The 12473-nt window shown below is 68.4% G+C and carries 9 protein-coding genes and 3 pseudogenes; 6 read left to right on the top strand and 6 right to left on the bottom strand.

Annotation, left to right across the window (positions count from 1 at the left end; genetic code table 11):
* A partial coding sequence (locus ACFV0Q_RS22250; protein WP_385007931.1) for a hypothetical protein occupies positions 1 to 293 on the bottom strand: 293 nt, incomplete at its 3' end.
* A gap of 104 nt (positions 294 to 397) precedes the next feature.
* Between ACFV0Q_RS22250 and ACFV0Q_RS22245 the strand changes: the two genes are divergently transcribed.
* Entirely contained in the window at positions 398 to 1876 is a 1479-nt protein-coding gene (locus ACFV0Q_RS22245; protein ID WP_385007929.1) for a sialidase family protein, read from the top strand.
* Between the two features lie 35 nt (positions 1877 to 1911).
* On the opposite strand, the gene ACFV0Q_RS22240 is transcribed toward ACFV0Q_RS22245, so the two are convergent.
* Positions 1912 to 3969 carry a transglycosylase domain-containing protein gene (locus ACFV0Q_RS22240; protein ID WP_385007927.1) on the bottom strand — a complete coding sequence of 686 codons (2058 nt, stop codon included), beginning with the start codon at positions 3967 to 3969 and terminating at the stop codon, positions 1912 to 1914.
* 535 nt (positions 3970 to 4504) lie between these two features.
* Between ACFV0Q_RS22240 and ACFV0Q_RS22235 the strand changes: the two genes are divergently transcribed.
* The 4 genes and pseudogenes from ACFV0Q_RS22235 (at position 4505) to ACFV0Q_RS22220 (ending at position 6302) form a co-directional block, all read left to right on the top strand.
* The gene (locus ACFV0Q_RS22235) at positions 4505 to 5029 is read left to right on the top strand and encodes a S1 RNA-binding domain-containing protein (RefSeq protein ID WP_385007925.1); all 525 of its coding nucleotides are present in this window, start codon (positions 4505 to 4507) and stop codon (positions 5027 to 5029) included.
* A gap of 88 nt (positions 5030 to 5117) precedes the next feature.
* Positions 5118 to 5240, top strand: a pseudogene (locus ACFV0Q_RS22230) (IS982 family transposase); the annotation flags it as partial.
* A gap of 107 nt (positions 5241 to 5347) precedes the next feature.
* A complete protein-coding gene (locus tag ACFV0Q_RS22225) occupies positions 5348 to 5788 on the top strand; it encodes a MarR family winged helix-turn-helix transcriptional regulator (RefSeq protein WP_385007923.1) in 441 nt (146 codons plus the stop codon).
* 52 nt (positions 5789 to 5840) lie between these two features.
* Complete coding sequence (locus ACFV0Q_RS22220) at positions 5841 to 6302, top strand: cupin domain-containing protein (RefSeq protein ID WP_385007921.1); 462 nt, start codon at positions 5841 to 5843, stop codon at positions 6300 to 6302.
* Positions 6303 to 6518: 216 nt separating this feature from the next.
* Here ACFV0Q_RS22220 and ACFV0Q_RS22215 read toward each other — a convergent pair.
* Together ACFV0Q_RS22215 and ACFV0Q_RS22210 are read right to left on the bottom strand one after the other, a co-directional pair.
* A pseudogene (locus ACFV0Q_RS22215) lies at positions 6519 to 7307 on the bottom strand (serine/threonine-protein kinase); the annotation flags it as partial.
* Positions 7308 to 7397: 90 nt separating this feature from the next.
* Positions 7398 to 8066: pseudogene (locus ACFV0Q_RS22210) on the bottom strand (SPFH domain-containing protein); the annotation flags it as partial.
* A gap of 517 nt (positions 8067 to 8583) precedes the next feature.
* Between ACFV0Q_RS22210 and ACFV0Q_RS22205 the strand changes: the two are divergent.
* Positions 8584 to 10026: a protein kinase gene (locus tag ACFV0Q_RS22205; RefSeq protein ID WP_385007919.1), complete on the top strand. Its 1443-nt coding sequence runs from the start codon at positions 8584 to 8586 to the stop codon at positions 10024 to 10026.
* A gap of 293 nt (positions 10027 to 10319) precedes the next feature.
* Here ACFV0Q_RS22205 and ACFV0Q_RS22200 read toward each other — a convergent pair whose 3' ends face one another.
* Both ACFV0Q_RS22200 and ACFV0Q_RS22195 read right to left on the bottom strand, forming a co-directional pair.
* Positions 10320 to 11921 (bottom strand): FAD-dependent oxidoreductase, encoded by a 1602-nt coding sequence (locus ACFV0Q_RS22200; RefSeq protein ID WP_385007917.1) that lies wholly within the window; start codon positions 11919 to 11921, stop codon positions 10320 to 10322.
* Positions 11922 to 12048: 127 nt separating this feature from the next.
* On the bottom strand, positions 12049 to 12473 hold a 425-nt coding region (locus ACFV0Q_RS22195; RefSeq protein WP_385007915.1), incomplete at its 5' end, for an EF-hand domain-containing protein.

Here is a 12473-nt window from a genome sequence, read left to right as displayed (position 1 = left end):
CTCACCGAGCGGGCGGCCGCGGTGTGGACTGTGGGCTGTGGGGTGTGGGGTGTCACTTCACGCAACTGAGCCCGGCCCACCGCCCGCACCCTGACCGCCACCCCGAACAGCAGGCACGGGCCCCGTGCCCCGTGCGCCGCCCGGTCGTCGACGAGGCGCGGTAACAGCACGGCCAACAGGCCGACCGGCACGGTGCTCCGCCGGTCGGCCACGCCGCGCTCCTCGACGACGCCGGGAAGGACTCCGCCGTTCGGCCCATCAAGGGCACCGCCCACGACGCCGAAAAGGATCAAGCGGAGTCGCCCCACCCCCGCATTCCCGTACCCCTCCGCGCCCCAGGCCGCCCCGACGGCGGCGGTCCCGCACCCCGGCCGCCCAGGCCCGGAGGAGATCCCGTATGCGCGCCTTCCCGCCCCTGACCGCTGTCGCCACCGCCGCGCTCCTGCTGGTCGCGGTCACCGGCACGACTCCCGCGGCGGCAGACCGGAACCCCGACCCCGACGGCGCACCGCTGATCAGGGTGTCGCACGGCGACCCGTACGCGGACTGCACCATCGGCGCGAGGTCCCCCGACAGCGTCGTCTACCCGGGCACCGAGGTCGAGCCGTACCTGTCCGTCGATCCGCGCGACCCCAAGCGCGTGGTCACCGTGTTCCAGCAGGACCGCTGGAACGACGGCGCCGCCCGTGGCCTGGCGGCCGGCTGGACCACGGACGGCCACACCTTCCACCGGAGCACGCTGCCGTTCAGCCTGTGCGCCCCGGGCGGCGCGGACTTCGAACGGGCCTCCGACCCCTGGGTGAGCACCGGACCGGACGGCACCGTCTACGCCGGCGGGGAGGGCGTCGACTTCACGAAGAGCACGCGCAGTGCCCTCCTGGCGGCAACCTCCCGCGACGGCGGCCGCACCTGGCGGAACCTCACCACCACGCACGTCGACGAGCAGCCGTTCTTCAACGACAAGCCCTCCCTGACGGCCGACCCGATCCGCAAGGGCACCGCCTACCAGGTGTGGGACCGCCTCGACAACGACCCGCCCGGCCCCAGTTCCCTCGACGGTCCGGGCTACATCTCCCTCACCCGCGACGGCGGCCGCACCTGGACCAAAGCCCGGCCGTTCGTCGACACCAGCGCCGTGCCGAACACGCAGACCATCGGCCACCTGATCGTCGTCGACCGCCGCACCGGCACCCTGTACGACTTCTTCGACCAGATCACCTACGCCGACGATCTGAGCACCGTCACCGAAGCCCACTACGCGGTGGTCACCTCGACCGACGCCGGAGAGACCTGGAGCGCCCCGACCACCGTGGCCCGGGACACCTCCGTACCGGAGGTCGACCCGAACGACCCCACCAAGCCACTGCGCGCCGCGGCCACCCTGCCCAGCCCGGCCGTCGACCCCAAGACGGGCACGCTGTACATGGCCTACGAGGGCTCGGACTTCTCCGGCGGCAGCTTCGACTCCGTCCAGCTCGTGCGCTCCACCGACGGCGGACGCACCTGGGGGACCCCCGAGCTGATCAGCCCGCAGGGCGTGCCGGCCTTCTCCCCGTCGATCGCGGTCGACGAACGGGGCACGGTCGCGCTCACCTACTACGACCTGCGCTTCCTGGAGCCCGGCGACACCACCACCCTGCCCACCGCCTACCAGCTGGCCACGCTGCCGCACGGAGACCCGCGGCTCCGCTCCGAACGACAGATCTCGCGGGTCTTCGACTGGCTGCAGGCGCCGTTCGCCGGGGGCTACTTCCTCGGCGACTACCAAGGCCTGGTGGCGGACGGCAAGGGAGTACGGGCGGTACTGACCGAGACCCACTCCGACGCACCGCAGAACCGTACGGACGTGTACACCACCAGTCTCCGTACCCCGTGACCGCGGCCCAATGAACGTCCCGGGCTACGTGGCCGTCACGGGCGGTCTTGCGGACCATCCGCCGGGTTCGACGGCGTAGGCACCACCACCTCGTTGTAGGCCTTCCAGATCAGCGGCGGGAAGGCGCTGCCCCGCTCGGAATCGGGGCCGCCCACCCCCTGCATGGGCAGCAGCTGCGGAACGTCGGGCTTCGTACGGAACATCGCGACCGAGGTGCTCAGCTGCGGCGTCGCACCGATGAACCAGGCCGAGTTCATACGGTCGTTCGGACCGGTCTTGCCCGCCCAGGACACGGAGTCGGTCCGCTGGCCCTTCGGCGGTCCGACGGCGCTCCAGCTCACCTGGCGGAGCGCCGCGCTGACGGTCGCGGCCGCCTCGGAGCTCATGGCCCGGCGCGGTTTGGGCTGGCCGAGGCCCTCCAACGCGACGCCGTTCCGCTCGGCCTTGGTCACCGAGTAGGGCTCGGTGGCCCGGCCCTGGTTGACGAAGGTCGTATAGGCGCTGGCCAGCCGGACGGCGCTGGGGGTTGAGGTACCAATGGAGAAGGTCGGCTCCAGCTTGGCCATGCTCTCCTCACGCAGTCCCGACGCGACCGCGAGTTCCTTGACCTTCTTCAGCCCGATCTTCTTGCCGATCTCCACGAACGGCGTGTGGTCGGAGGCCACCAGGGCCGCGTGGAGGCCCACGGATGCCATCGACGGCCCTGACGCCTTGGGTTTCAGGGGGTCCGGGTCAGCGCCCTCGGCGGGGCGTTCCCCGCCTTCGAGCTCCTGCTCCAGAGCGGCGGCGTACACGAAGGGTTTGAACGCCGAAGCCGCAGGCACGCCTGAGGTGTCCGCGTTGTTGGTGAAGTGCTCGATCGCGTCGGAGCCGCCGTAGACCGCGACGACCGCTCCGTCCTTGGGGCGTATCGAGGCGGCGCCGACCTGCACGTATTCGTCCTCCGCGCGGTTCTTCGGGTCCAGTCGTTCCGCGCGCACCTGCTCGACGGCCTTGGTCAGCGCGAGCACCTTGTCCTTCTCGAAGGTGGTGTGGACGCTGTAGCCGCCGGCGGCCAGATCCTTGTCCGTGATCCCGCTGCGGCTCTTGAGTGACTTGTTGACGATGTCGACGAGGTAGCCGATCTGCCCGGCCTGGCTGGTCGGCTTGACGGGAGGCTTCGGCTCGGGGAACTGCGTGTACTTCGCGCGTTCCTCGGCGCTCATCGAACCCGTTTCGACCTGGCGGTCCAGAATCCAGCTCCAGCGGTCCTCGGCGCGTTGGCGGTTGCCGGCGCTGAGGGACGGGTCGAAGCTCTCCGCGCCCTTGAGGACAGCGGCCAGCAGGGCGCCCTGACTGGGGTTCAGCTCCTTGGCGGGGATCCCGTAGTACGCGTACGAGGCCGCCTGGACGCCGTACGCGTCGCGGCCGAACCACGAGGTGTTGAGGTACCCCTCGAGAATCTCCGCCTTGGGGCGCTGGTTGCTGACCTTCATGGAGAGGAAGAGTTCCTTGATCTTTCGCTGGACGGTCTGGTCCTGGCTCAGATAGGTGTTCTTCACGTACTGCTGGGTGATCGTCGAGCCGCCCTGGGTCTCCTTGCCCTTGACGATGTTGACGGCGGCGCGGCCGATGCCCGTCACCGAGACGCCCGAGTCGCTGTAGAAATCCGCGTTCTCCGCAGCGATGACGGCGCGCTGGACGGATTCGGGCACCTCGGAGAGCTTCACGTCCTGCCGGTTCACATCACCGACGCTCACCATCCGGCTGCCGTCCGCCCAGTAGTAGACGGTGGCCTGCCGGCGCGCGGAGTCGTGCGGGTTCGGGATCTCGACCTGTATGTAGACGGCGGTGAAAAGGCCTGCGAGGGCGCCGGCGAAGAGCAGGAACAGGCCGGAGGTGAGTTTCCAGGAGGGCGTCCAGCGCCGCCAGCCCCGCCGGCCGCGCCGGGGGAAGTCGATACGGAGGCGACGGGCCTTCCGGCCGGCTCTCCTGCGGCCCTTCGCTCGGCCCGTAGGGCGCCGTCTGCGCTGCGGACCTTCCGTCCGCTCCAGGCTTCCGGTGTCGTCCGTACCAACGGTGCGATCCGCGCGGCGTTTGCGGGGCAGCCTCATAGGGGATGCGGACCTCCTCGATCGCGAGCCGCCACCTCGGGGGCGGTGACGGGCTCGGCCGGGAAGATGATCAAACCGCGTTCACGGTTGGGCCGTTCATGAAAAGTTCATACACGGCACGGGACTTAGGGCGTGCAGATCATCAACTCGCCTGATTGATAGGGGTTTGATGCCACTTGCGCGCCGCGCAACCAGCCCGTCAGGGGCTGATGTACAGATAGGGGGCCAGCGGGACGGGCTGTTCGGGTCACGGCGAGCGGGTTGCCGAACTGGCAGCGCGCCCCGAGGCCCTCGACCAGCTCCGTCTCGACCTGCGTATGGACGGCTGGCACGATGCACCTCGGCGAGCGGGCAAGCGCCATGCCCTTCCGCTGCACCGCCTGCGGCACCCACCTCGCCGACGCCGACGCCGACGCCTCTTGACCCTCCACGCTCCAACCGGTTGCGGAGCCCCCAGAGGTGGCTGCCAGCGGATACGGTCCCGGTATGTCGAACTCGCACACAACGCTGTGGACCAAGTGAGAGGTTGAACGGCATGGACTACGCAACCAGCGAGGCCGGCCGAGCTTTCCTTCGGACTGTGCAGAAGGGGCAGGTCCGCAGGGGTGTGGTGTCTTCCCTGGCCGATTTCGGCGCGTTCGTGGATCTCGGCGGGTGTGTCGATGGCCTGGTAAACGCGGCGGAAGTGTCCTGGCGGCACTACGACCGCCTGGCGGACGTGGTCGAGGTGGGCCAGGACGTCACGGTGGTGGTCCTGGACATCGACCTGGACCGGGTCCGCATGTCCCTCTCGATGAAGGCATTGCAGTCCGACCCCTTCAAGGGGTTCGCTCGTACTCACCTCGGCCGCGTCCTTACCGGCCGCGTGACCAAGGTCATCCCGTTCGGCCTCTTCGTCCAAGTGCATGAGGGCATCGAGGGCTTGCTGCACGAGTCCGAGTTCAACAAGGGCGACACCGGCCGCGTCGCATCGCTCGCACAGGTCGGCGACGAAGTCGTCGTTGAGATCACCGACATCAACTTCACGCTGCGCAGAGTCTCGCTATCGCTGCACCACTGATGGGCCACTCGTGAGGCGGCGACCGGGGTCGAGCCCTCGGGCGTGTTGCGTTCGACGTCCGCTACCCAGCCGTCTGCACCAGGCGTAGACCCTCCACGGCCTGCCCGTCGTCTTTGCTCTGACCGGGGCCAAGGCCGACGAGAGCGAGGCCTTGCTGGACCTACTGGCCGCCGCAACCGGCCTCGTTGCCGCACGGCCTGCCCGGATGCTGCCCGAGTGGCCTATAGTGAAACCAATTGTTCACTAGTTAACGATTGGTTGGGTGTGCTTCCTTCCGTAGAGGACATGCGTGCGCGGTGGGCTGCCCGGCATCCGGGCATGGACACCTCCCCTATGGAGGTGATCGGGCTGATCCGGCGGGTGCACATGTTGCACGAGCGGGCGTTGCGTCCGCTGCATGAGGCGGCGCCGGTGACTGCGCCGGAGCTGGATCTGCTCATTCCGTTGCGGCACGCGTCGGGGCCGGTCATCGCCCGTCGCCTGGCCTCGCACCTGGGGATCTCGCGAGTGGCGGTCAGCAAGAGTCTGGCCCGCCTGGAGGAGCGCGGCTACATCCGGCGCACTCCCAGCGCGGCGGACCGCAGGTCCGTGGAGGTCGTCATCACCGAGTCGGGCGCGCGGGCCATCGACACGCTCTTCCCCCGGCTCCTGGAGCGTGAAGTCGAGCTGCTGGCCGGCCTCGGTGAGGACCGTGAGCGGGTCGTGGCCGCCCTGACCCGGCTGGCCGAGGTCCTCCAAGCCGCCGACCCCGACCGGTGAACCGCCACACGGCACACACCATCTCCCCGATTCCGAGAGAGACAGGACCGTCATGTCACGTGATCGATTCATCAAGCTGCTGCCCGGCGAGCGCAGGCCCGGCCGCGTCGCTCTGCCCCCGCCCTTCCAGGTCAAAGCGCGCACCGAGGACACCGAAGGCCGCCTGTCTCTGATGGAGGTCACCCTGGTCCGCGACATTCCGCGGCACATCCACCACCTCGCGGACGAGATGATCTACGTCCTGGAGGGCGAACTCGGCGTGCACTTCGACGGCGAAGACCTCACCGTTCCCGCCGGCTCGTTCATCCTCCTGCCCAAGGGAGTTCCGCACGCGCTGAGCCGCGCCACCGACGTACCGCCCCGCGTGCTCCAGGTCTCCTCACCCGGCGGCTGGGAGTGCTACTTGGAGGACCTGTCCGAAGCCGGACCCGCCGCCCACAACGCCGACGGCACCTTCAATCCCGCCAAGCTCAACCTCGTCGCCGCCCCCCACGGCATCCAGTACGAGGAATGACGCACGGCATCATCCTCGACCACTTGGCCTGGACTGGGGAAACCATGGGGAGCAGGCCCGCGGAAGCCATGCGTAGGAGGGAGAGAGAAGCCTCGGTCCATGACGGTATCGGCGCTGATCTCCGCGACGAGGACGTCGTCGCTGCCCATGCCGACCCGAGCTCTACCTTGATCCACGGATGGCCGGGGCCGGCCACGGTGGTGGTCACGGCCTGGGTTAGGCGGTGAGTGCGTTGTGGAGATCAACCATCGTACGGATGGGGGGTGGCAGCCAGCCCTCGGCCTGTTGGTGGATCTGGGCGAGCTGTTCCAGTACCTCTGTGCAGGTCGGGCGTTGAGTGGGGTTGTGGTTGAGGCAATCGGTGATGACGTTGACGAGGGTCGATGGCAGCAGTTCGAGGGCTGACTCAAGGTTTTCGCCGTCCGGGAAGGGCACAGCTCCGGCGGCGTGGCACAGCACCATGCCGTAGGCGTAGAGGTCGGTGGCGGGGGTGCTTACTGAACCCGCGAGTTGCTCCGGGGCGAGAAACCCTTGCGTGCCTACAACGACGTTGGTGCGGGTAAGCGCGGTGCTGTCAAAGGCACGAGCGATACCGAAGTCGATGACACGCGGGCCCGTTGTGGACACGATGATGTTGCTGGGTTTGAGGTCACGATGGATGATGCCGCAGGAGTGAATTCCCTCAAGCGCCTCGGCGATGCCGAGAGCGAGGATATGAAGTGTCCTGGGAGGCAGTGCACCGTGCTCCTTGAGAACATCGTGGAGCGACGGGCCCGGGATGTACTCGGTGACAAGCCAAGGGTGTTCGGCGTCGGCGTCGGCGTCAACAAGGGCAGCCGTGTGAAATCCGCCAACGCGGCGTGCGGCTGCGATCTCGCGGGCGAACCGTTGCCGGAACGTCGGGTCGGCGGCGAACTCAGTATGGATGACCTTGACCGCGACGATGCGCTCGCCAGGGGATCGTCCGAGAAATACCGTCCCCATCCCTCCCTGGCCCAGCCTCGCGGTTAACTGGTATCGGCCGATACGGCGGGGGTCGTCCTCCCGCAGCGGCTGATGCCCGAGCCGGGGAGCCACCTCGACTGGCGTCGGCGGTGCGATACGAGTCGTCCCGTCCTTGCGGGCCAGTATCGCAGCCACATCCCGCTCCGTCTCAGCCTTCAGCAGCGCCGCCTCTCTCACTCCTTCGGCCTGCAAGATGGCTGCGCGTTTCGCCCGGTCGGCGCGCAAATGCTTCTCCATCGCCTCCGTTATGGAGCGGGGCGGCTCTATGGACTTGAGCTCAACGCGGTTCACGCGGATGCCCCACTTGCCGGCCGCCTCGCCCAGGACGCCGCGGAGGACCGCGTTGATCTCCGTGCGAGAGGTGAGGGTCCGCTCCAAGTCCATGCCGGCGACGATGTTGCGCAGGGTGGTTACGATGAGCTGCTCGATCGCCTGGATGTAGCTGGACACCTCGTAGGTCGCGGCACGGGCGTCGACCACCTCGTAGTAGATGACGGTGTCGATGATGACATCCAGGTTGTCCTGGGTGATGACCGGCTGCGGCGGGAAGGGGACGACCTGTTCGCGCAGGTCGATCCGGTTGCGGATCGAGTCGATGAACGGGACGACCATGTTGAGGCCCGCGTTGAGGGTGCGGGTGTAGCGTCCGAACCGCTGCACGATGGCGGTGCTGGCCTCCGGAACGACATGAATTGCCTTGATCAGGGCTATGACCACGAACAGCCCCAGCAAGATCAGCACGACGACTATCGGCTGCACACCGGGCCTCCTGCCCCTCGGGCATCCCTGCGCCCATGTCGGATACTGCCGTACCAAAGTCTTTCAGAAACCTCCTCGTGATGGACCCGCTCGGTCCGGATCAAGCAGCCGGTGCGGGTCACCCGGTCCCGTTCGACGTCCTCTCCGGAGCAGTCGAAGTCGCCAACCATTCTCCGGGGCACCGCGGCCGAGCGGTTCAAGTTCACGCAGCTCAGAAACAGTCTGTATGACCACAGTCGGTGCAACACCCGTGGTGCACAGATGCATTCGATGACTCATCCCGACGCGCTAGGAGTACCGGGCCGGGGTGGGCGACGCTCACTGAGCCGGAGCGCCCGTCGGTGGCGCACCTGGGATGTACGGCCGATCCCAACCGCAGTGGCCTTCCTGGCGCACACATCTGCCGTCTGGCAGGTTTCTGCGTATGGAGCATGCTGCTCTCGCGGTCGCGTCATGATCTCAGGGCGCCGGTTCGCTGGCGAGAGGGCAGCAATGATCGAAACGGGGAGGCGCGGCAGTGCGAGACCAGGTCCTTGGAGGCCGTTACCGGTTGGTGCGGCAGCTCGGCGAGGGGGGTATGGGACAAGTGTGGGAGGCGCAGGACGAGTCGCTGGGCCGAATCGTCGCGGTCAAGGTGATCTCGCTGCTCGCCGGTGGCGGGAGCCACGGCACGGTGGCGCGCGCCAGGTTCCTGCGCGAGGCACGGATCACCGCCCGGCTACAGCACCCCAACATCGTGACCATCCACGATCTCGGCGAGTCCGACACCGGTGCCAACAGGGCCCCGTTCCTGGTGATGGAGCTGATCCGAGGCGAGGGCCCGGACACGATGCTGCACCGAGGCGTTGTCACCTTGCTCGACGCAGCCCGATGGGGCGCACAGATATGCGATGCGCTGGCCCACGCGCACGAAGCCGGAATCACGCACCGGGACATAAAGCCCTCCAACATCCTCATCACGCCGTCCGGCATCGTGAAAGTCCTCGATTTCGGCATCGCGCGGGCAGCCGACCCCTACGCGACCGCGGACCGGCTCACCCAGACCGGCTTCATCGTGGGCAGCCCTCCGTACATGGCTCCCGAACAAGCGCGCGGCTTCCCGGAACCACGCAGCGACCTGTACGCGCTCGGCTGCCTGCTGTTCGAGCTGATAACAGGTCAGCTGCCGTTCCAGGCCCCCGACACAGTCGGCTACCTCTCGGCACACCTCACGCAGGAGCCCCCCACGCCAAGCTCGGTGTCGGTGGACGTACCACCCGCCTGGGACGATCTCGTACTCACCCTGCTGAGCAAGAACCCAGCGCAGCGGTACCCGAATGCCGACGCCCTCTCCCAGGCATTACGACAACTGGACCACGCCCCCGAGCAGGCACCGCCAACAGCCGCCCGAACCCGGCCCTTCACAGCACAAGGCACGACGCCGCTCCCGTCCGCGCCCACCATCCCTGCGGCAAGCGGGCTCCCCTCCCAGCCGTCCGTTCCGCCGCCACACCATCCACTTGAGTCACCTGGCGCTCTGGAAAACGCACCGCGTGCCGCTCAGTCGGCCATCCAAGCCGCCGATGCCGACAAACCCCGCGCCCGGTTGGCCAGACGCATTGGGGGAGGTCTTGTTGGTGTACTTCTGTTCGGAATCCCCTTGGTATTCGCGTACATCGGCTTGTACACGCTGCTCGGTGGCGATGTGCAGGATGCGACGGCGGGAGACTGCCTCTGGTTCGATACGACTGCGGACCGCACGAAGTACGGGTACAGCTATGCGGACGTGGCCAAGACTGAACTGTGCGCGCTGCCGTTCCGGGCGCCCGGAAACCGCCACTACGTCGTAGTGAAACGCATCGACGGAACCAACGACTATGCCGAGTGCGACCGCGTCCCCGGCGCTGTCGTGGACACCAACTCCTCGATCTTGAAATCCACACGGCAGCCGTACTGGGTGCTGTGCGTCAAAGCCATGTGAGAGCGCATCAGCTTGCCTCTTGACGTTCGGCGTCGAACGGACCCCACACCACTGAGCGTCCCGGTCCTGGTCCTGCTCGCCGGCCGCAGCGGCGCCCACGACGCGGCGAAGGTCGCGGCCCGCGCCCGCGGAGACCAACCGCCGGATCGCCGACTTCCTGACCGCCGGTCAGGAGACTCAAGTACGCACCGGCTGACCGCGCCGTCCCTCTCTCACCAGGCGAGGGGCCGGAACAGCAACCTGGCGGCACTGCCGTTACCGCTTGGACGGTAACGGCATCCGGTCGGTGCCGGTCAGAAGACGCAGGCCGCTCGCGCATCCCGGAAGCGCTCAGGATGCCTCCGCCGGTACTCGACCAGGCACTGGGCCACCGCGGCCCCTTCGCCCACGGCGGCGCCGACCCGCTTGACGGATCCGGACCGCACGTCGCCCACGGCGAACACGCCGGGCACGCTGGTCTCCATCGGCAGCGCGTCCGGGCCGGCTCCGCCGCTTCCGGTCAGCACGTATCCCCGGCCGTCGAGCTTCAGCATGCCGCCGAGCCAGTCGGTCGAAGGGTGGCCGCCGATCAGGACGTACAGGCTGTGCGCGGAGACGGTTCGCTCTCCGGCGTCGCGGGACCGCAGCCTGAGCCCGGTGAGAGCGGTCCCGCCGAGGCACTCGGCCACCTCGGTGCCCAACAGGACGCGCAGGCCCGGGGTCTGCTCGATGCGCTGGACCAGGTAGCTCGACATGGAAGCGCCGAGGTCCGCGCCCCGTACCAGCAAGGTGACGGTGCGGGCGTAGCGCGCGAAGTAGAGGGCGGCCTGGCCGGCCGAGTTTCCCGCGCCGACCATGTACACGTCCTCCCCCACAGCCGAGGGGGCGTCGGACAAGCATGCTCCGTAGTACACGCCGGAGTTGAGCAGACGGTCGACGCCGGGAGCCGTCAGGCGGTTCCAGTCCACGCCCGTGGCGACCACCACCGCGGCCGCTGTCACCGACGCCGTCTCATCGGTACCCGCCTTGACGAACTCGACGGTGTGGTCGCCCGTGCCCGTCGGGGTCACCCGGCTGGCCACCCGGGTGGGCTGCCACTCGACGCGGGCCCTGCGGGCCTGTTGCAGGGCGCGCTGGGCGAGATCACCACCCGTGAGGCCCACGGGGAATCCAAGGTAGTTCTCGATCCGTGAGGTCGATCCCGCTTGCCCGCCGGGCGCGTCGTCCTCGATCACGACCACGCTCATGCCCTCCGAGGCGGCGTACACCGCCGCGGACAGACCTCCGGGGCCACCGCCGATCACCGCGACGTCGTAGTGGTCCTGCCCGGCCGGCCGGATGAGTCCGAGCCGCTCGGCCAGCTCGCTGACCGAAGGGTTCACCATCTCGGTGCCGTCGCCGAGGCGGACCGTCACCGGGGCATCCCGTACGTCCTCCTCCTCCCGGAGCCAGCGGAAGATCACGCCGCTGCGGCCGAGGAAATCGCGTACCGCGTAGGCGGCGGGTGAGGAGCGGCTGCCGCGCACCTCGGCGGTGGGCAGATCACCCTGGCAGTCGGCGTTCCACGTACACAGGGAGTCGTCGAGCGCGCCCCGAAGGTCCGCGGCCGGGATCTCGTCGCTCCGGACCGCCCCGGCAGGGGCGTCGGGCACGACGCCGGAGTGCTCGGCCAGCGACAGCCAGCGCACGCCCGGGTGCCCGGCACCGGGGTCGGGGGCTTCATCGGCGAGCACGGCCGCGACGGGTACCTTTCGGTCGGCCAGCGACCTCAGCGCGCGGACCACCTCCGCCGGGCCTCCGACCTGCAGCACGCGGAACGACGTGCGGTACCAGCTCTGCACCAGCTCGGCCGTCTCGTGCCGGCGGAGCGGATCGGAGTCGGAGAGAACGATCACCGGCAGTGCGGCATCGGCCATCAAGAGGTCCTCCAGTAAGTCGTGAGGGATCGGCTTCCGATTCCAGTCAACGAGCCGGGACGCGATACGGATCGGCTCCGGGGAAGCAACCGCGGGCAGGGGGCGCGGAGGCCCCCTGCCGCACTACTCAGAGCCGGCCGAAGAACTGGTTTCCGCGGGCCTCGTAGTTCTCGCTCGTGTAGTACTCCTTCATCGCGGAGCTGATCTCGTCACGGCTCAGCTGCCCGTCACCGTCTACGTCCAGCCGGTTGAACGCCTCGTCGCAGGTCTCGCGGGGCAGGCGGAACATGCCGTGGAGCAGAGAGGTGTACTCCTCGCGGCTCAGCATGCCGTCGCCGTCGCGGTCACCGAGCTCGGTCCAGGCATTGCTCATGCTCCTGATCCGCTCCCAGATCCTGTTCTGGTCCGTGACGATCCGCGCCCGGAACGACGTCCTGAACTCCTGCCGATCGACCCCGCCGTCATCGTTCCTGTCCATCTTCTGGAAGACGGTGTCCCAGAGGTCCGCCAGCGAACCCCTGAGCCCGGCCACAGCGTCCGGGGCAAGGCCGA

The sequence above is a fragment of the Streptomyces sp. NPDC059564 genome (assembly GCF_042735575.1).
In the GTDB taxonomy this organism is placed as follows: domain Bacteria; phylum Actinomycetota; class Actinomycetes; order Streptomycetales; family Streptomycetaceae; genus Streptomyces.
Note: the sequence above shows the minus strand (reverse complement) of the source record. Positions and strands in the feature narration are given on the sequence as shown.

What these genes read in the sequence shown, in the direction of transcription:
- ACFV0Q_RS22235 (WP_385007925.1), top strand. Translation starts at nt 4,505, where the DNA reads ATGGACTACGCAACCAGCGAGGCCGGCCGAGCTTTCCTTCGGACTGTG.
- ACFV0Q_RS22200 (WP_385007917.1), bottom strand. Translation starts at nt 11,921, where the DNA reads ATGGCCGATGCCGCACTGCCGGTGATCGTTCTCTCCGACTCCGATCCG.
- ACFV0Q_RS22245 (WP_385007929.1), top strand. Translation starts at nt 398, where the DNA reads ATGCGCGCCTTCCCGCCCCTGACCGCTGTCGCCACCGCCGCGCTCCTG.
- ACFV0Q_RS22220 (WP_385007921.1), top strand. Translation starts at nt 5,841, where the DNA reads ATGTCACGTGATCGATTCATCAAGCTGCTGCCCGGCGAGCGCAGGCCC.
- ACFV0Q_RS22240 (WP_385007927.1), bottom strand. Translation starts at nt 3,969, where the DNA reads ATGAGGCTGCCCCGCAAACGCCGCGCGGATCGCACCGTTGGTACGGAC.
- ACFV0Q_RS22225 (WP_385007923.1), top strand. Translation starts at nt 5,348, where the DNA reads ATGGACACCTCCCCTATGGAGGTGATCGGGCTGATCCGGCGGGTGCAC.